17 protein-coding genes and 1 pseudogene are annotated in these 18,525 nt (G+C 33.4%); 13 read left to right on the plus strand and 5 right to left on the minus strand.

Going from position 1 to position 18,525, the window contains the following annotated elements; translation table 11 throughout:
• Window position 1 precedes the first annotated feature (1 nt).
• The 3 genes and pseudogenes from QUF93_RS13980 to QUF93_RS13990 form a co-directional block, all read left to right on the plus strand.
• Window positions 2-1,003: an ABC transporter permease gene (locus QUF93_RS13980; RefSeq protein ID WP_289375438.1), complete on the plus strand. Its 1,002-nt coding sequence runs from the start codon at window positions 2-4 to the stop codon at window positions 1,001-1,003.
• A gap of 325 nt (window positions 1,004-1,328) precedes the next feature.
• The gene (locus QUF93_RS13985; protein ID WP_289375440.1) at window positions 1,329-1,652 is read left to right on the plus strand and encodes a heterocycloanthracin/sonorensin family bacteriocin; all 324 of its coding nucleotides are present in this window, start codon (window positions 1,329-1,331) and stop codon (window positions 1,650-1,652) included.
• An 82-nt stretch (window positions 1,653-1,734) separates the two neighbouring features.
• Window positions 1,735-1,872 (plus strand): annotated as a pseudogene (locus tag QUF93_RS13990) (peptide ABC transporter permease); the annotation flags it as partial.
• A gap of 45 nt (window positions 1,873-1,917) precedes the next feature.
• Here the strand turns inward: QUF93_RS13990 and QUF93_RS13995 are convergent.
• On the minus strand, window positions 1,918-3,618 hold the full coding sequence (locus tag QUF93_RS13995; RefSeq protein ID WP_289359129.1) for a pyruvate oxidase: 1,701 nt from the start codon (window positions 3,616-3,618) through the stop codon (window positions 1,918-1,920).
• Between the two features lie 82 nt (window positions 3,619-3,700).
• A complete protein-coding gene (locus tag QUF93_RS14000) occupies window positions 3,701-4,438 on the minus strand; it encodes a ZIP family metal transporter (protein WP_289359130.1) in 738 nt (245 codons plus the stop codon).
• 378 nt (window positions 4,439-4,816) lie between these two features.
• Between QUF93_RS14000 and QUF93_RS14005 the strand changes: the two genes are divergently transcribed.
• The 3 genes from QUF93_RS14005 (at window position 4,817) to QUF93_RS14015 (ending at window position 9,168) form a co-directional block, all read left to right on the plus strand.
• Window positions 4,817-6,253, plus strand: a complete 1,437-nt coding sequence (locus QUF93_RS14005) for a YcdB/YcdC domain-containing protein (RefSeq protein WP_353050855.1) — start codon at window positions 4,817-4,819, stop codon at window positions 6,251-6,253.
• A 343-nt stretch (window positions 6,254-6,596) separates the two neighbouring features.
• The gene (locus QUF93_RS14010; RefSeq protein ID WP_289375444.1) at window positions 6,597-7,910 is read left to right on the plus strand and encodes a hemolysin family protein; all 1,314 of its coding nucleotides are present in this window, start codon (window positions 6,597-6,599) and stop codon (window positions 7,908-7,910) included.
• Between the two features lie 391 nt (window positions 7,911-8,301).
• A complete protein-coding gene (locus QUF93_RS14015) occupies window positions 8,302-9,168 on the plus strand; it encodes an MBL fold metallo-hydrolase (RefSeq protein ID WP_289375447.1) in 867 nt (288 codons plus the stop codon).
• Window positions 9,169-9,283: 115 nt separating this feature from the next.
• Here QUF93_RS14015 and QUF93_RS14020 read toward each other — a convergent pair whose 3' ends face one another.
• Window positions 9,284-9,889: a DUF2441 domain-containing protein gene (locus QUF93_RS14020; protein ID WP_289375448.1), complete on the minus strand. Its 606-nt coding sequence runs from the start codon at window positions 9,887-9,889 to the stop codon at window positions 9,284-9,286.
• A 223-nt stretch (window positions 9,890-10,112) separates the two neighbouring features.
• On the opposite strand from QUF93_RS14020, the gene QUF93_RS14025 reads away from it, so the two are divergent.
• The 4 genes from QUF93_RS14025 to QUF93_RS14040 all read left to right on the plus strand — a co-directional run bounded on the left by QUF93_RS14025 (window position 10,113) and on the right by QUF93_RS14040 (window position 12,403).
• Window positions 10,113-10,598 carry a DUF2798 domain-containing protein gene (locus QUF93_RS14025; RefSeq protein ID WP_289375449.1) on the plus strand — a complete coding sequence of 162 codons (486 nt, stop codon included), beginning with the start codon at window positions 10,113-10,115 and terminating at the stop codon, window positions 10,596-10,598.
• A gap of 178 nt (window positions 10,599-10,776) precedes the next feature.
• Window positions 10,777-11,202, plus strand: a complete 426-nt coding sequence (locus QUF93_RS14030; RefSeq protein ID WP_289375450.1) for a DMT family transporter — start codon at window positions 10,777-10,779, stop codon at window positions 11,200-11,202.
• A gap of 18 nt (window positions 11,203-11,220) precedes the next feature.
• On the plus strand, window positions 11,221-11,913 hold the full coding sequence (locus QUF93_RS14035) for a Crp/Fnr family transcriptional regulator (protein ID WP_289375452.1): 693 nt from the start codon (window positions 11,221-11,223) through the stop codon (window positions 11,911-11,913).
• Between the two features lie 19 nt (window positions 11,914-11,932).
• Entirely contained in the window at window positions 11,933-12,403 is a 471-nt protein-coding gene (locus QUF93_RS14040; RefSeq protein WP_289359138.1) for a DMT family transporter, read from the plus strand.
• A gap of 206 nt (window positions 12,404-12,609) precedes the next feature.
• Here the strand turns inward: QUF93_RS14040 and QUF93_RS14045 are convergent, their stop codons facing one another.
• Entirely contained in the window at window positions 12,610-13,305 is a 696-nt protein-coding gene (locus tag QUF93_RS14045) for a CsxC family protein (RefSeq protein WP_289375454.1), read from the minus strand.
• An 826-nt stretch (window positions 13,306-14,131) separates the two neighbouring features.
• Here QUF93_RS14045 and QUF93_RS14050 point away from each other — a divergent pair.
• Complete coding sequence (locus QUF93_RS14050) at window positions 14,132-14,539, plus strand: GNAT family N-acetyltransferase (protein ID WP_289375455.1); 408 nt, start codon at window positions 14,132-14,134, stop codon at window positions 14,537-14,539.
• 66 nt (window positions 14,540-14,605) lie between these two features.
• A complete protein-coding gene (locus tag QUF93_RS14055) occupies window positions 14,606-15,259 on the plus strand; it encodes an MBL fold metallo-hydrolase (RefSeq protein WP_289375456.1) in 654 nt (217 codons plus the stop codon).
• Between the two features lie 128 nt (window positions 15,260-15,387).
• Here QUF93_RS14055 and QUF93_RS14060 read toward each other — a convergent pair whose 3' ends face one another.
• Window positions 15,388-16,005 (minus strand): TetR/AcrR family transcriptional regulator, encoded by a 618-nt coding sequence (locus tag QUF93_RS14060; RefSeq protein WP_289359140.1) that lies wholly within the window; start codon window positions 16,003-16,005, stop codon window positions 15,388-15,390.
• Window positions 16,006-16,126: 121 nt separating this feature from the next.
• Between QUF93_RS14060 and QUF93_RS14065 the strand changes: the two genes are divergently transcribed.
• Window positions 16,127-18,361 (plus strand): MMPL family transporter, encoded by a 2,235-nt coding sequence (locus tag QUF93_RS14065; protein WP_289375457.1) that lies wholly within the window; start codon window positions 16,127-16,129, stop codon window positions 18,359-18,361.
• The last annotated feature ends 164 nt before the right edge of the window (window positions 18,362-18,525 follow it).

An 18,525-nucleotide genomic window follows, 5' to 3' on the forward strand; every position in this document is an offset into this window, starting at 1 on the left:
TATGTGGCAAGTTGTAAAAAGAGATATAAGATTTTGGTTTGGTGTAACTTTTTTAAGTGTCCTTATGATTACTAGTATTGGGAATACGTTGTTTTTCGATGGGAATATTCGTGAACTAACGATGATGTATGACGAAAAAGGAGAATTAAAGGTTGCTCCGTTTTCACCATCGAGTAAATTTTGGTTCGGAAGTGATGTGAAAGGCCGCGATCTATTTCAATTAATAATAGAAGGGGCAAAATGGACCGTAGGAGCGAGTATAGTTATCGCAGTTTTACGTGTAGTGATTGGGGGAGCTATTGGTTTATTACTTGGTATGTACAGTAAACGCTCATTTCCAGTTATCTCATCTTTTTTTGATCCGTTTAGTATCGTACCGATGATTATGATTTCCTATTTTATATTAAAGACAGTTTTAATGTTCGACAGTGGGGAGGTAGCTGCTCCGTTTCATTTGCGAGTTACGTTTCAAATTTTAGTTCTTACATGTCTTGCAGTACCAACAGTTATGTTGTATGTAGCGCAAGAAGTCAAACGTATTAAGAAAGAAGAATTTATGTTGGCGGCAACAGTGCTTGGCGGAAATAAGTGGCAGAGACTGAAACGCCATGTATGGCCGCATATGTTATCATCATTTCTTTTGTTAGTAGCTCAGCAATTTGTAAGCACTTTATTACTTCTCTTACACCTTGGTTTGTTGCAATTGTTTTTTGGTGGAACAATAATCTTTGGTACAGAGGCAGATAGTGTAACAAAAGAATGGACAGGATTAATTGGTCAAAATTTCCGTCATTTAACTACTCATACTTGGATCGTGGTAATACCAATACTTTTTTATAGTATGACAATCTTATCTGGAAATTTGATTAGTAATAGTATGCAAGATGCGATTAAACTAGGAAATGTGAGAAGGCCAAAGAGGGAAAAGAAAGAAGGGAAAGTAGAGAAACAAACACAGCCTACCGTGAACGATTTTTCATTTCATAGAGAGGTATCAAAATAGAGAAAGGTAGCTGGAAATAATAAGTTTTCAGCTACCTTTCTTTTATATTTTTAAGTGGAGGTAAAACTGCAAATAATTGTTTATCCGGAAAAACAATTGTTCCAGCAAGTGCACCAGGAAAATTATAATTTCCATTTATAAAAATGAATCCATAGTAAAAAAATAAAAATAGGTATATAAACAAGGTGCATCATCTAGTGATAGGTCATATTTTGTTGGTGTACGTATTGAACTTAGTTTATAGCGCTATTTCTACTTAGATTTAACAAACAGAAATATAGGAAAACATCGATGGGGTTGTAGTTAACAAACGGAGGTCATGAAAATGAATAAGTTTCAACAAGAACTACAAGCGTTAAGCCTGAATGATTACCATTCTGGAAATATTGTGTATTGGGACCAGCAAAATCAATATCCATATTACTATATAGAAGATGCTGCTCGTCGCTGTGGTGGCTGTGGTGGCTGTGGTCGTTGTGGCGGTTGTGGTCGTTGTGGTGGTGGCGGTGGATTTCGTTGTGGTGGATTCCGTTGTTTTGGTTGCTTCGGTTGCTTTAGTTGTGGCGGCTGTGGCGGTTGTGGTGGTTGCTCGAATTGTTTTGATGGTTTTACTGATACTACTGGTACTATTGTAACATATGAATATTGATAAGAGACAAAAGGAATCCATTTTGAAAAAGATTGATTAAGTAGATAATATTAATGTGAATACTCAATAAATCATTCGTGATATTAGTAATAGTATGCAAGATGCAATTAAGCTAGGAAATGTGAGAAGGCCGAAGAGGGAAAATAAAGAAGTGAAAGTAGAGAAGCAAATACAGTCTAATGTGAATGATTTTTCTTTTTATAGAGAGGTACAAAAATAAAAAAAGATAGCTGAAGACAAATTGTTTTCAGCTATCTTTTTTCGTTTAAAGTGGAGGTAAATCAATCTTACCTTCTTCAAATAATTCTTTTATCATATGTTTCGTATAACCAGCTGCTTGCCCAAATGTGATTTTTGCGGGCATTGGCGCTTCATTTACATCTACAACTACATCAATAATACATGGTTTATTTTGTTTTACTGCGTTTTCAAAAGCAGGGAGTAAGTCATCTAACTGTTCGACGCGGTATCCAATACCACCACAAGCTTCTGCGTATTTTGCGAAATCAGGATTTGTTAAGTCTGTGCCGAATTCGATATTACCCATAACCTCTTGTTCGAATTTAATCATGGCGATTTTATTATTATTTAATACGACTACAACGATTGGCAGTTTATATTTAACAGCTGTTACGAAGTCATTCATTGTCATTCCGAACCCGCCGTCACCACAAACTGCAAACACTTGTTTATCTGGGAAAGCAATTTGTCCAGCAAGTGCACCAGGTAAACCGCAGCCAAGTGTTGCAAGCCAACTAGAAATGATAAATTGCTGATTCGTCATACGGAAGTGCCTTGCCGTCCATACTGTTACATTTCCAACATCGACTGAAAGAATTGCGTCATCTTCTGCTACTTTCTGCAGTGCATGCATAACTCGCTGTGGTTTAATTGGAGTCGAAGAATCTTCTTCTTGATTGTGTAATTTTTCTTCCCACTTTTTCATCATTTCTTGATGATGCTCTAAGAAGGAATGGTCTTCATGTTTTTCTACATTTTCAATTAACCATTTTAATGTTTTATCAGCATCACCAGCTAAGCCGATGTCGGTCGCATAACGTTTCCCGATTTGAGCAGGATCTGTATCAATATGAAGTGTTTTTGCTTTCTCAGGTAAGAAACCAGTGAACGGATAAGAAGTACCAACCATAATTAAAGTATCCGCATGCTTCATTGCCTCATAAGATGGTTTCGTTCCAATTAATCCTAATCCACCAATACAAAGAGGGTGTTCATCAGGGATGATTCCTTTAGCGGGTAATGTAAGTACGATTGGAGCACCGATATGTTCTGCGAATGCAAGTAAAGATTCTCTCGCATGCTTTGCTCCTTTCCCAGCTAAAATAACAGGTTTTTTTGCTTCATTTATTGCGAGTTTCGCTGCATGTAAATCTTCTTCTTGCGGAAATAACTCAGGCAATGTAAAAGAAGTGTTTGTAACACGAGCACCATTTTTCACTTCGAATTTAGGAACATCATCTGGAATAGTAAGAACAGATACCCCTTTTTTCGTATAAGCCATTCGAATCGCTTGATTCACTACAGCAGGTAGTTGTTCTGCTGACATGATGCGCTGGTTATAAACCGCGACATCATCAAACATTCTTTCTAAGTTTACTTCTTGGAAAAAATCTGTTCCGAGTAAATCAGATTCCACTTGTCCTGAAATTGCTAGTACAGGGGCTTTATCGAGTTTCGCATCATATAAACCGTTTAATAAATGAATAGCGCCAGGTCCTGCGATTGCCATACAAACACCAAGTTTTCCTGTTAATTTTGCATAGGCAGCCGCTGCTAATGCACCAGCTTCTTCATGGCGAACTTGAATAAATTTAATTTTATCTTGTTTTTTTCTTAAAGCTTCAATTATAGAATTGATGGAATCTCCAGGCATTCCGTATATGTGTTCTACTCCCCAGTCAATTAATAGATCAACTAATGCTTCACCGGCTGTTTTCCCAAACATAATTGTTCCTCCTTATAATAGGTAGATACTATTATGTTTTGGAAAAAGAGGGAAAATATACAAATAATAAAGTGAATTTATTTTAGTGGTGTCCAGAGAATAGAGTGAATACTGTTATTAGTAAAAAACCGCTAGTCGCCCATGTTAGAAATGTAAGGAAAGAAAGCTGTTTCTTTGCTTTCCAAAGCATTTCATGAATTGTGACATAGCCAAGTGAACCGATAGCACTTCCCATAATGAGTCCTTGTAAATGAAGAGCTTTTCCTTCCATCAAAATGCCAAAAACAGTACCGGTACCGAGAATAAGAGAAAGTAATAAAGTGGTTAATAAAAATGAAATATATTTATGTTTTGTAAAGAGAAAGGGGATAATTAAAGCTAATCCCTCAGGAATATGGTGAATAACAATCGCAAGCAAGAAAGGAATGGCAGATTCGTTATGATTAATAAAAGCTGTGCCTAACGCAAATCCACTCGGCATATTGTGGATGAATATAGCGAAAGAGAGAAAAAGGAAGGTTTGCCATGCTTGTTGATCCTTTTTATGTATCATAGGATGATGACAATAGTTATCTAATAAACTCATAACTAAAATACCGACAGCTATACCAAGTATAGGGCCAATGATTTCATAGCTTGAAAATGTTTCAGGAATAATTTCAAGTGATAATAGCCCAAGTAAAATTCCGCCACATAATGCGTATAAACGATGCATCTTTTCTTCAATTAGTTGGCGTGTTGCTACTCCAACAGCACCTCCTAATAGTAATCCACCGAACGAAAAAAATGTAACGATTATTGGAATCCATAAACGTTCCATATTATCACACTCCGATTTTATACCCTTTTTTTAGCTTACTAACAGGCGAGGCAGATTAGTCCAAATAATAGTGTTTGATTATGGAGAAAAATATACTGATTCTTTATAATTTATATATTGAATTTAAATGGATGTAATAATGGAATATGCAGGGATTTCTTGAAAAGGTTTCGAAGTAGTTATTATACTGACGTTATTCAAAGAAGCAGGAAAATATATTAATTCTTTTAAGTAATGTAACATTAAAATAGTTGAGAAAGAGAAAGAGAAAGAGAAAGAGAAAGAGAAAGAGAAAGAGAAAGAGAAAGAGAAAGAGAAAGAGAAAGAGAAAGAGAAAGAGAAAGAGAAAGAAATATCAAAAATACAGAGGTGGCTTGCTTGCTAAGAGAAGAATTAAAGAAACGTGCAATATCGATGGTCCAAATTCCTAGTCATTTTCAACCTATCATAGAGGAGTATGTTGAGCGAGAGAATGGAGAAGGGGAGGCTATTTTTTCATGGACAAACGAAGAACAAGATGAGGGTATTACTATTAACCTAGATTTATCTGGTAATTTGACGGGTTTATCAATTGATAATAACGATAAAAATTCAGATGTGATGCCTTTAAATATAGAGGAAAAAAGAGAATGTGCCGAACAATTCTTACTTAGCAATTATCCTGAAGCATTAAAAGATTTAACATACTATAAAACAAAAAAAATTACTTGTGCAGACCGTTTTTACTATGAACAAATTGTTATGGACTTACCGTTAGAACATGCGGGCTGTTATATTGATATAGACCTCGCGGGGAATATTGTTAACTTTACATATAAAGGTGTAAAAAGGATTCATGATATTCCAAAAATGTTGATTTCAAAAGAAAAACTAGTTGAACACGTACAAAATAGACTTAATTTTCAACTGACAATTGCAAAGTTGTCTACCGCTACTCATGATGTAGCAGTAGATGGACTCCGTCTTGTGTACGAACCTGAGCAATTTTTTATGAAATATAAAGCTGACGTTTTGAAACCAACGTTAACGATTATACATGAAGAAGACGCTCCGCATACATATGTCTCGCTTACTCCTCCTTCGAGTACGACCGTACGAAGAGATTTATCTATTGAAGATATCATTGGTATTACCGAGAGGATGGAAGTCATTCGTGAAGTAGATATGGGAGAAGAAACGGGCATAGTGTGGCGTAATCGGGACTGGGAGATGAAGGAAGGGGATTTATCTATAAATGGCTTTTTCAAAAGACAGTCAGAAGATACAGTTAAAGCCTTCATTTCCAAGAAAACTGGTAAAATCAGAAGCTTTATGTGGTTTAATGAACGAAGTGGCAATCTTAGACTTAGTCGTGAAGCATGTTATCAAAAAGCCATTGCGTTTTTACAAATGATTGTTCCAGATTATTATCGGTATTTACAAATGATTGTTCGAGAAAACGAGGAAGAAGAGGATGATTCTTCAATGAAAGAATCATATACATTCCATATGCATAACGGTCATGGTATACCAATTCAACTTGAATTAGTTATGGTTGTTGTTAATCGTCAAACAGGACAGGTTGATCATTATAGTGGACCGTGTTTTGATATGGAACAATTGAGCCATATCCCTGTTGAACCGGTTATTTCAAAAAAAGAAGCGAGTGAAATATTTATCAATCATTTGGATTTTGAATTAGCTTGGAACAAAAATTATGATAGTGAAACAGAATCCTATATCCTTGTTTATCAAGCGTGTGATCGTCATTCCAGGACCGCTATCCAGTACATTGATGCCATGACTGGAGCGGTTATTTCCAATATAGATAAATAATATGTGATGATTTCAAATTGGACAGGTTCAAAGGGATAAAATTAACTAACCAAACTACAACTATGTTTTCTTTTTCATGGTATTTCAAATGTTAACGTTGACTGGGATTTATTTCTCATGCTAACATATAGATAATTTAATCAAGGCGGTGGAAATGTATTGGACTCAGATGTTGACTCGGATAGGTGGCTAAATGACCTCGATTTTCTCAGAGTACCCCTCATCATTTTGAGAATGTAGATTGTATTCAATCTCATGTTAATGTGTATGAAATTGTAGGTATGGAAAGAGAAAATATATCAGGAGGTGAATCCTTTAGTTTCAAGGAAGCTAAGGGAATTAGTTGGACATATTTAATTTAATCATGGTAGCGGTTTTAGTCGCATGTACTGCATTTTTCGTGGCAATTGAGTTTGCTATTGTAAAAGTAAGAGGATCAAAGATTGATCAATTTGTATTAGAAGGAAAGAAGGGTGCACTGGCAGCTAAGAAAGTGACATCAAACTTGGATGAATATTTGTCAGCTTGTCAATTGGGGATTACAGTTACAGCAATGGGACTCGGGGCACTAGGTGAACCAACGATTGAGAGGCTTTTACATCCTTTATTTGATAAGTGGAACATCAATCCTTCCATTGCAGGTGTATTATCTTTAGGAATTGCTTTTACTATAATGACGTACTTACATGTTGTAGTTGGTGAATTAGCACCAAAAACATTGGCGATTCAAAAGGCTGAGAAGGTTACTTTATTACTTTCGGCTCCGCTTATCTGGTTCTACAAAATCATGTATCCGTTTATTCGCTTGTTAAATGGCTCTGCAAGGATGATAACAGGAATGTTCGGCTTAAAACCTGCATCAGAGCATGATGTAGCACATACAGAAGAAGAATTACGACTGATTCTTTCTGAAAGTTATGAACGTGGAGAAATTAATCAAGCTGAATACAAATATGTAAATAATATTTTTGAATTTGATAATCGGATTGCGAAAGAAATCATGGTCCCACGTACAGAAATTATAGGGCTACATGTAGATAATTCTTTAGCAGACCATATGAAAATAATCCATGATGAAAAGTACACACGTTACCCAGTATTTGGGGAAGATAAAGATGAAATCATTGGTATGGTGAATGTGAAAGATTTCTTTATTCGTTATATGAATAAGGAAACAAAAGAATTCAGTTCTATTCAATCGTATACACGTCCAGTAATCGAAGCAATTGAAACCATACCAATACATGATCTTTTACTACAAATGCAAAAGAAACGTATTCCATTGGCTGTGTTATATGATGAATATGGCGGTACGGCTGGTATTGTAACCATTGAGGATATATTGGAAGAGATTGTAGGAGAAATACGTGATGAATACGATGAAGATGAGCGTCCGCCCATCCAGCAAATGAATGAAGGTCATGTTGTCGTAGAAGGTAAGGTATTAATTAGCGAATTAAATGATTTACTAGGATTACATATGAATGATAGTGATGTTGACACGATTGGTGGTTGGATTCTGATGCAGAATTATGATATAGAGGAAGGGCAAACAATAAATAGCGAAGGATATGCATTTAAAATTCTTTCTAAAGACCCTCACCAAATCAAACGTGTTGAAATACAAAAAGAAATGTTGGAAGCAGCAACTGTATAGTTGCTGCTTTTTATTCAGCTGATAACATGGTAGCCCTCCTCATTAAATTCATTGATTGATCAACTCTTTACCTGTTAACACATTACCGAAATAGGGAACGATTGTTTTCTTTGCATTCAAGGTTCAACACCCCTTCGATATTGTAAAATGTATCTCATTTATACAAATTGTAATATAATTTAAATGTAAATTCGTAGCGTAAAATAGATTAAAAGTAACAAATGTTGAGAAAGGATTCCCTTGTCAAAATTAGTATTTATATTTCACTAGATAATAAAAAATGTAGAATGATTTCATTTCTGACATTGTTATTTAATAGTAATCAAAATACAAAATAAAGGAATTTCTCGTCTGGAAATTGTTACACAGTCATAAAATGGAGGAATTAGTTATGCAGCAAATTAAAAAAATAGGAAACTCATTTTGGTATATGACACCAGTTTCTGAAACAGATAGACCTATATTAGGAATGGTCGTTGGAAAAGAAAAAACTTTAATGATTGATGCAGGAAATTCAGAAGCACATGCGAGATTGTTTTTAGAAATGCTAAAAGAACAGAATGTATCAAATCCTGATTTCGTAGCATTAACACATTGGCATTGGGATCATATTTTTGGATTGCCTGTACTACAAGATGCATTGTCTATTGCACATTCTGAAACGAAAAAAGAGATGAGTACACTTGTTTCTTATGAATGGACAGATGAAGCGTTGGACGCACGTGTAAAAGAGGGTACTGAAATTGAATTTTGTGCGGATTGTATCAAAAAAGAGTTTAATGAAAAAGCGAGAAATATTAAAATTATTCCTCCGACCTTAACGTTCCAGAATCAACTTGAATTAGACCTTGGTGAAGTGACATGCGTGTTAAAACATGTGGGCGGAGATCATTCACATGACTCTGTTGTTATGTATATAAAAGAAGAAAAGATATTGTTTTTAGGAGACTGTATATATGCAGATATTTTTTCTTCGAAGTGGAACTATACGACGAAACGAACGTTTACATTAATAGAAGAATTAGAGAAATTTGATGCTGAGACCTATATTCTTTCTCATGGAGAGGCAATAGATCGGGCTGAATTTTTACAAGAAATTCATTTGCTTAAAACAGTAGGAACTTATACGGAAACTCATAAAGGCGATGAAGAGAAGATAAAGGCAGCGTATAAACAAAAATTGGGTAGAGAATTAAATGAAGATGAGCTAGAAACAATAACATATTTTGTGAATGGTTATGAAATGGTTAATCTGTAAAACTTAACTCAAATTAAATTGAAGCTTATGCTGTTCAAATATAATTTAAATGTACGAAAAGAGTATTGAAGGTAAATTCAATACTCTTTTTTATGTTTTGTCATGATTCATATATTTACAGATTATTGGCAGTTGAAAAATCATCAATAATTTCCACCACTTCAATTTTCCCGTTAATTAATAGCTCAGGAAGTTCATTTCTAACATTTCCTTTCCAATACTCTCTAGCTTGTTCAATTTTTTGAGCGAAAGGAATACCATCTTCTTTCGGTAAAAGATTCCCGTCACCTTCAAAAGAACTTCCGATTACTCGTAGTTTAACAATCTGCAAAACTTCTCGATTGTAAGAATCAAATAGCGCTTTCCATTTCAAAGCATCTTCATAGCTTTTGGAAGCATATAAGCAAGACAACCTTGAAGGATATTCAGGAAATTCTTGCAGTCTAACCATTTCGACAATGGTTTCCCTAACAGCTCTAATTGTTTGATCCATATAATTCATAACTACTTGAGCATTTTCATTATTTATATGTAGTTCGTTATTTATATAATGGCTTTTTAAAATTTGAATAGAATCTTCGCCAGTAGCATTTAATTGTTCTCTTTCAAAAAAGAAGTGATATAGGGTATTAGTTTGATTTTTATCAAAATGAATGATTTGTCCGATATTCATTTTTTTCTTTGTAACGATGTGATATGCGTAAAATTCTGCTTCATTCATAGTTATCCTCCTAGTAGTAATGCATTTCAATGTTAAAATTAGTAATTCAACATTGAAATATATAAAACCTTTATAAGCATACAGTTATAGAATGGGAAGATTTGAGTGAAGAGTGAAAGAAATACACGTAAACGCTTTTGAAACGTTCACAAAATGTTCACTTACGAAGAGGTTTCCAATATCGATATAATGACAAAGACTCAAAGAGAAGGGATGATGGAAATTGCCAACAACAAGAAAGGAAAACCTCCAATTTGGTATGATGATGTGCCTCGGGATGGTTATCGTTATGACGTTTTACAATTTATTAATGAATGGAGCAGGATGGCCAATTCATATTAAGGAGATCGTATTAGAACTAATAATTGGATTTATTATTGCGCTATTAATTGAAATATGTATCGTTGGACCGTGTGCGAAAAAGATTGTATTTGCATTACCATTTGATAAATCAAAAAAAGTAAACATAATTATTGCGATGGCAACAACAATGGTAATCGGAATGGTATTCTTTATGTCATTTTACGGAATGGCTATGATGTATTTACATAATGGGTTACATGGTGACTCATTCGTTGCTATTTACTTTTCAATTTTTATTAAAAATTTCATTATGGCGTATCCATTACAATTAATTATTATGGGGCCACTTGTGCGTTTCTTATTTGCAAAGTTTGTTATGAAGAATAAACCTGTTAATATAGCGTAGTTTTAATTTGTTAAATGTTATATATTGATCATTCTATAAAGGCGCATCTCAAATATTTTGAGGTGTGTTTTTTTGTTCATTTCTCGTTATTTTCATAGTGATGTGACATTTGTCCTTTTGCCTTTGTAGGATTATAGCTTTTAATTAAGTCAGAAATAGAAGATTAGGAGATGATTTTTTGAAAGGTATTGTATTTGCTGTTTTTGCTGGCGTATTTATAACACTCCAAGGAACCTTTAATGCGAAACTTAGTTCACATATCGGCATATGGTCAACAAGTATTATAACTCATTTAATGGGGTTCCTTATTGCAACAACTGTATTTTTGTTAAAGAAAGAAGAGAAAGTAACTGATTTAAAGGGTGTGAAAAAAGTATATTTAGCAGCTGGTGCATTTGGTGGATTAATTATTTGTGCAGAAACTATGGCGATATATTCACTGGGAGTTACATTGACAGCTGGAACACTTATGGTTGCTCAATTGTTAACAGCAACCTTTATTGAAATGAAAGGATTATTTCAAATAAAAAAGATACAGATGGAGAGATATCATATTGTGGGAACAATAGTAATGATTATAGGTATTGTTGTGTTTAATATGTAAGGAAAGAAGGGACTGTAAGTGGAGAATAAATCAGACTTAATTATTCAATATTTGAAAGCTTATAATATGCTTGAAATTTTTTCAGGAATAAGTACTGATTATTTTCAAGTAAATCATTTTGAAAAAGGCAAGCTTATTTGCAATATAGATGATGAAATGGATCGTTTGTATTTTGTTGTTAAAGGTAAAGTAAAAGTGTACACGATTACACCAGAAGGAAAGAAGCTAATCCTTCGCTTTATCAATCCATTGGCAATTGTAGGTGATATTGAATTAATACAAAATAGCAAAGCACATAATGTTGTTGAAGCTTGTTCAGATGTTGTAGCTATCTCCATTTCTAATACGGTAATGAGAAATAAGTTATTACATGATCCTATATTTATAAATTTCCTGCTTGAAAACATTGCGAATACGTTAAAAATATCGACTCGTTTTACAGCTCTAAATTTACTTTATTCAGTAGAAGTACGTGTAGCTAGTTATTTACTTTCAATTTCAACAGATAGTAACGGGAATATGTATAAAGAGGATTTGGATGCAACTTCTGTATCAAGTATTGCAGATTTTGTAGGAGTAAGTTATAGGCACGTAATTCGGGTGTTACAAAAATTTTATAAAGAAAAATTAATTGAAAAGGATAATGGAGTTATTGTAATTAAAGATCTTTCTGGAATGAAGGAAGTTGCTAAAGATAATATATATGAGTAATGAAAGGGAGAGGAAGATTTTGATTGGATTTAGTTTAGCTATATTAGCTGGAATATTAATTAGCTTACAATCTGTTTTTAATACGAAAGTGAATGAAAATGTAGGACAGTGGTTAACAACTGCATGTGTTCTTGGAATAGGTCTCATGAGTTCTGTTCTATTTTATATCATAACAGAGAAAAGTATTAGCATTAATTTTTATACTACAAACTATTTGTTTTATATAAGCGGATTGTTTGGCATTGGATTAATTATTTGTATAATGGGTGCAATAAAGAGTTTAGGTCCAGCGTATACGGTGTTAATTAGTCTTATTACTCAATTAGTTGTTGCATTATGTATCGATACATTGGGATTGTTTGGAATGGAGAGCGTTCCAATACAAATAAATAAATTAGTTGGAATAGGTGTATTAATTGTAGGGGTAGGAATTTTTAAAAATCTATTTTCGAATAAGAAAGCTATTCATATAAACAAGGATAGGGTCTAACGAATTTAAAGGGAAAATGAGTATGTTTTGCTTGTACGTCTGTCCATGTTGGTTTCATTATTGGTAGTAAAAAACAAAGCTCACTTATTCCATTTCATTTTATTTTATAGTTTTCTTTTTAAGTAGGTTGGTTTTGAACAATAAGAAGGGCTCTTATTTACAAATTTATAAAATAAAAAAGCACTCAAAATGAGTGCTTTTTTATTTTAAACTTGTACTTGTTGTACTTGTAAAACTTTTAAAGTAAGATCTAGTACAATTTTTTCACGAAGAGTCTCAAATGGTTCGTTTAGGTCTGTTGGACAAGGTGAAAAGTCTAATTCGAAAAATTGAGCGCTGACTAATTCGCAATACGGTTGTTCATTATAAAAAACTGTATTTTCGAAGAAGTATTTGTCTAAACGTGGTAGATCACCATTTTTAGGATTAATAAAGTGAGAAGTAGTATCTGAGGAAGCCGCTACTATAGCTTGTGATAGAAAATCACCAGCTGTTAAATCAGCAAAACCTGAAAATGGAACATTGGCAATGCGGTCATATAGCACTCCATTACACTCGTCATTTGCATATTCAATGTTTTTACGAATATATCCTTGTACAAATAATTTTGCTCTTGTAACTCGGCGGTAATTTGTACCTGGTACTGGAGTAAATGCTACAGGAACTAACTTACATTGTGTTAAAAATGCATTTTTTAAGATACGTTTAATTTCAACTGCTGGAGGATCTAATGAAATATCAGATTCTACAACAATTTGAATCGTTCTTTCTGCTAATACAACTGGTATTTTTACAATCGGTGCTCCCGGAGTAAGAATTGGTGTTGCTGCCGCATCACTTAATGGTGTTTGAGTTCGTCCGTCTACCTGACATGGTACATTAATTGGACATTGTTCGCTCATATTATCTAATCTCCTTTTTGAAATTACTTTAGATTTTTAAAACTATTCAATGTCAATATATTCGTTTTTTTTATTTATGTATGAGCATGTACAATGGTTTTTAAAATTTATTTATTAAAGTGTATTAATAAAATACCGACAATAGCCTATAATCATTAGTATTTTATTAATAGGAAATGTTTTTATAAGGTATATCCTTCTATTACATTTAATTATCCTTATATAGAAACCAAAAGGAGTTTTGTGCTAATAAGGTTTATAGAAAGAGCAATATGAGTTTTTTATTTTTGAGTCTTTTGATTTCTTTTATGATGAAATTAAATCCTAGTATATCTTTGTTATTTTGCAGCGTTTTCAAGTGCAATGAAACTACGATCTTGTTGACGTCCATCGTGCTGCTCAAAAGCCCGTTAGATAGCGTTACCAAATGTGAAATTTCTTACCAATTGTAAAAAAAAATATTACTAAACATATATAACTAATGAATGCAATGTCTTTTTCAGTTATTATGTTGTAAATCATTTTATGATAAAATCTTTTACATAATTAAATAAAGGGGTAGTATTCTATGGGTTATTTCTCAAATAGTTTATTAGTTTTGTTTGTTCTTATCGTATGTAGCTGTATGATTTTTGGTTGATAATATAATGATAGTCTTATATAAAAGAAGTTAACTCAGGTGAGGTAACTTCTTTTTATTTTATGTTGAGAAGGAATTCTATTTTTCTTATTGAAGTTTGTACTAGTTATTTTCACGTCGATCAAATTTTTTTTATAAAGGGTAGTTTTATGAAATATAAACAAGTCAGAGAATAGGGAGTATTACATGGAAAATAGTATACGCTACACAAGTGAACATCCTACAGATTTTAATGGATTATTAGTCTTATACGAATCTTTAGGATGGAATTCTCTTAAATTAACGGTTAATGAATTGGAACAAATGTGTAAACAAAGTTGGTATGCAATATATGCTTTTAAAGAGCAACGATTAATTGGGATGGGGCGTGTTATATCCGATGGAGTAATAACAGGTGTTATTTGTGGTGTATGTGTATTGCCAGAATATCAGTCCATTGGTATTGGAAAAGAAATAGTAGAACGATTAATCCAGCACTGTGAACAAAACAAAGTTATTCCGCAACTAATGTGTGTAGATAAATTGCAATCTTACTATGAAGCTATAGGGTTTCAGGCATTCTCTATTGGGATGACAAAACAAATTATAAGATAGCAGGGTTTTAAATTCTCGGTGTAATCGTACATATTTTCAAACTTCATTATAAAGGAGAATTACTGTATGGAGATTGCTAAAGGAGTAGGAATGCTACATCTTGAGTTTCAAGAGTATATTATTCACCCGATTCTTTTATGGGATGATGAAATGGCAGTTTTAATAGATACTGGATTTCCTGGACAATTTAGAGATATACAAGTAGAGATGGAGAGGGTTGGGGTATCATTTGAAAAGCTAAAAGTCGTGATTTTGACGCATCAGGATATAGATCATATAGGTAGCCTTCCTGAATTATTAGAGAACGGTGTAAGCGATATTAAAGTTTATGCGCACGAGCTAGATAAGCCATATATTGAGGGGGATTTACCTTTATTGAAAGATGGAAATGTAGAGAATCCACCAAAAGGAAAAGTAAGTGCTACTGTGATTGATGGGCAAGAACTTCCGTATTGCGGTGGGATACTAATTCTCCATACTCCAGGGCACACTCCGGGTCATATCAGTTTATATTTGAAACAAAGTAAAACTCTTGTCGCTGGGGACTCTATGTATAGTGTGAATGGAAAGTTAGGAGGAGTTCATGCCCCAACTACACTAAATGTAAAGGAAGCACAACAGTCTTTAGAGAAGTATTTAAATCTAGATATCGAATCTGTAGTTTGTTACCATGGGGGATTAAGTAAGGAGAATATAAATGTTCAACTTCAAAAATTGTAAAAGTTGAGGATAAAATTTTTTTGTTAAATAGTGCTAAAGTATCATCTAATTACTAGTATATAAATAATAAAAGAGCATGTTTGAATTATACCAAACATGCTCTTTTATTAAAGGAAATCTATTTAGTATTAATTACTTAGTCCATTCCAATAAAAAGAAACGATTTCTTTTGCTAATTCATCTATATTTGCAGTAATAGGATTGTGATTCTCATCCTTAAAATTCCCCATTGATAATAAAGCTACGAAAGCGTGGGCAGAAAATTTAGGATTTCCTTTAGGTATTTCTCCAAGGTTAATAGCGTTATCGAGTGCTTTTTCCAATACTTTATACATGTTATCTTCTGCATTTTTTAATTGTTTCAATTGTTCTTCAGATAATGACAGTTTTGCATCTTTCATAAAATTTTTCATATCAATATCCATCGTTGCGTGTAAGTATACTTTAGCGAAGTCTAACAATCTTGCTTCCAAAGCTTTATTCGTGGAAAGTATTTGATCCATATTCTCTCTTATACGTATCATCATTTGAATCATAGTAGCGGTAAATAAATCGGCTTTTGTTGAATAATAATAGTAGACGGTTGCTTTCGTAACACCGCATTCTTTCGCGACCTCATCCATTGAAACTACTTGATAATTTTGAGTAAGAAATAACCGAGTTGCAACTTCTAAAATCAGTTCTTTTGTAGATTTTGTATTTTTATTTTGACGAGGCCTTCCGAGAGGACGTTGTTTGTGCTCCAAATACATTCGCTCCTGACATTTATTATTGAGTTAATTATAACATAATTTTTAAACATTCTTGATTAATTAACTGACCAGTATATATAATTAATATTGGATGGAAAAAGGAAGGTGGGTTTTTATGAAAAAGCACCCGTTACATATGTTAGGGAGGCTTGTAGCAGGGAAGCATACGCAATGGATAACTTTATCGGTTTGGATTCTTATTACATTAGTACTTTCATTTACGTTACCACAAGTAAACAGTACGAAAGAACCGAATCCGAAAAATTTACCTGAAACAGCTATGTCACAGCAAGCTGAAGCAGTTATGAAAAAAGAATTTCCTAATAATGCAGGAAATCCGTTGCTGGTAGTATGGCATAGAGATGGTGGATTACAGTCAAAAGACTATAAACTAATACAAGACGTCTATAAAGAATTAAAGGCTAGTCCTTTAAAAGAACAATCAACATTACCACCATTTGATACAATTCCAGAGCAAGTACTTTTGAAAAGTGTATCAAAAGATGGTACATCATTTGTAACACCTATATTCTTTAATAAGGCTGCTGGAACTGATGTATTAAAAGGTAATTTAGAAGAGTTACGGAAAGTAGTGAATAGTAAGGTGGATGTAGATCCATTCAAACAAAAAATAAATGACTCCGGTTTACATGTTCGATTATCTGGACCTGTAGGGATTCAAACGGACGCAGTTAGTTTATTTAGTCAAGCAGATGTGAAATTATTAGTTGCTACTGTACTACTCGTATTAGTTTTATTAATTTTACTGTACCGTTCACCAATTTTAGCAATTTTACCTTTACTTGTTGTTGGCTTTGCATACGGTATTATTAGTCCGACACTTGGTTTTTTAGTTGATCATGGATGGATTAAAGTAGATGCCCAAGCGATATCAATCATGACAGTATTATTGTTTGGCGCTGGAACGGACTATTGTCTATTTTTAATTTCGAGATATAGAGAGTACTTGTTAGAAGAAGAAAGTAAATATAAAGCATTGCAACTTGCGATTAAAGCATCTGGCGGGGCAATTATAATGAGTGCATTAACGGTCGTACTTGGGTTAGGAACATTATTACTTGCTCATTATGGTGCCTTTCATCGATTTGCAGTACCATTTAGTGTTGCTGTATTTATAATGGGAATCGCAGCTTTAACAATTCTTCCTGCATTTTTATTAATTTTCGGTAGGATTGCATTCTTCCCGTTTATACCGAGAACAACTTCGATGAATGAGGAGTTTGCAAGAAAGAAAAAGAAAGTAATAAAAGTCAAAAAATCAAAAGGCTTATTTAGTAAAAAACTTGGAGATATTGTAGTACGAAGACCGTGGACAATTATTATGCTAACTGTATTTGTATTAGGTGGATTGGCTTCATTTGTACCACGTATTCAATACACTTATGATCTATTAGAATCGTTTCCAAAGGATATGCCTTCACGTGAAGGATTTACGTTAATTAGTGAGCATTTTTCAGCTGGTGAATTAGCACCTGTAAAAATTGTGGTTGATACGAAAGGAAAAAATCTTCCTATTAAACAAGAGATAGAGAAATTTTCTTTTGTAAATACGGTGAAAGAGCCAAAAGAGGGAAAAGAAAATAATCAAATCAAAATGTATGAAGTTTCTTTAGCAGAAAATCCGTACTCAATTGAAGCATTAGATCAAATCCCTCAATTAAAAAGTAGTGTAGAAAAGGTATTAAAAACTGCTGGGATTAGTAATGCTGAAGATCAATTGTGGATTGGGGGAGAAACAGCTTCATTGTATGATACAAAACAAATAACGGAACGTGATGAAGCGGTTATTATTCCCGTGATGATTAGTATCATCGCTTTATTATTGCTAGTTTATTTACGGTCTATCGTCGCAATGGTTTATTTAATTGTAACTGTTGTTTTATCATTCTTTTCAGCGTTAGGAGCAGGATGGATTTTACTTCATTTTGGTATGGGAACTCCGGCAATACAAGGAGCGATACCGTTATACGCATTCGTATTTTTAGTTGCTTTAGGAGAAGATTATAATATCTTTATGATTTCTGAAATATGGAAGAATAAAAAGAAACAAAATCATTTAGAAGCAGTTAAAAATGGCGTTATACAAACAGGCAGTGTTATTACATCCGCAGGTTTAATTTTAGCAGGAACATTTGCAGTATTAGGTACGTTACCAATTCAAGTTCTTGTTCAATTTGGTATTGTGACAGCAATCGGTGTATTGCTAGATACATTTATTGTAAGACCACTGCTTGTGCCTGCGATTACAGTCGTTTTAGGACGCTTCGCTTTTTGGCCAGGAAAGCTTTGGAAAGAAGAAAAGCAATTACAAAAAGAAGATACTTTATAAAAGAAGGTTGCCGATAAAGTCAGTAAAACTGATTTTTAGGCAACCTTCTTTTTTGTTGGGATGATAAAGAATGGTCATTTTGAACAGGCTTCGAAAAATATAGAGTAAATGTATGACGAAGTTTTAAGTGCATTAAAATTTTTCTTAACAGACATAATAATTCA

This window comes from Bacillus hominis (assembly GCF_030348325.1).
GTDB lineage: Bacteria > Bacillota > Bacilli > Bacillales > Bacillaceae_G > Bacillus_A > Bacillus_A hominis.

What these genes read in the sequence shown, in the direction of transcription:
- QUF93_RS13995 (WP_289359129.1), bottom strand. Translation starts at nt 3,618, where the DNA reads ATGTTTGGGAAAACAGCCGGTGAAGCATTAGTTGATCTATTAATTGAC.
- QUF93_RS14050 (WP_289375455.1), top strand. Translation starts at nt 14,132, where the DNA reads ATGGAAAATAGTATACGCTACACAAGTGAACATCCTACAGATTTTAAT.
- QUF93_RS13985 (WP_289375440.1), top strand. Translation starts at nt 1,329, where the DNA reads ATGAATAAGTTTCAACAAGAACTACAAGCGTTAAGCCTGAATGATTAC.
- QUF93_RS13980 (WP_289375438.1), top strand. Translation starts at nt 2, where the DNA reads ATGTGGCAAGTTGTAAAAAGAGATATAAGATTTTGGTTTGGTGTAACT.
- QUF93_RS14020 (WP_289375448.1), bottom strand. Translation starts at nt 9,889, where the DNA reads ATGAATGAAGCAGAATTTTACGCATATCACATCGTTACAAAGAAAAAA.
- QUF93_RS14065 (WP_289375457.1), top strand. Translation starts at nt 16,127, where the DNA reads ATGAAAAAGCACCCGTTACATATGTTAGGGAGGCTTGTAGCAGGGAAG.
- QUF93_RS14055 (WP_289375456.1), top strand. Translation starts at nt 14,606, where the DNA reads ATGGAGATTGCTAAAGGAGTAGGAATGCTACATCTTGAGTTTCAAGAG.
- QUF93_RS14000 (WP_289359130.1), bottom strand. Translation starts at nt 4,438, where the DNA reads ATGGAACGTTTATGGATTCCAATAATCGTTACATTTTTTTCGTTCGGT.
- QUF93_RS14045 (WP_289375454.1), bottom strand. Translation starts at nt 13,305, where the DNA reads ATGAGCGAACAATGTCCAATTAATGTACCATGTCAGGTAGACGGACGA.
- QUF93_RS14015 (WP_289375447.1), top strand. Translation starts at nt 8,302, where the DNA reads ATGCAGCAAATTAAAAAAATAGGAAACTCATTTTGGTATATGACACCA.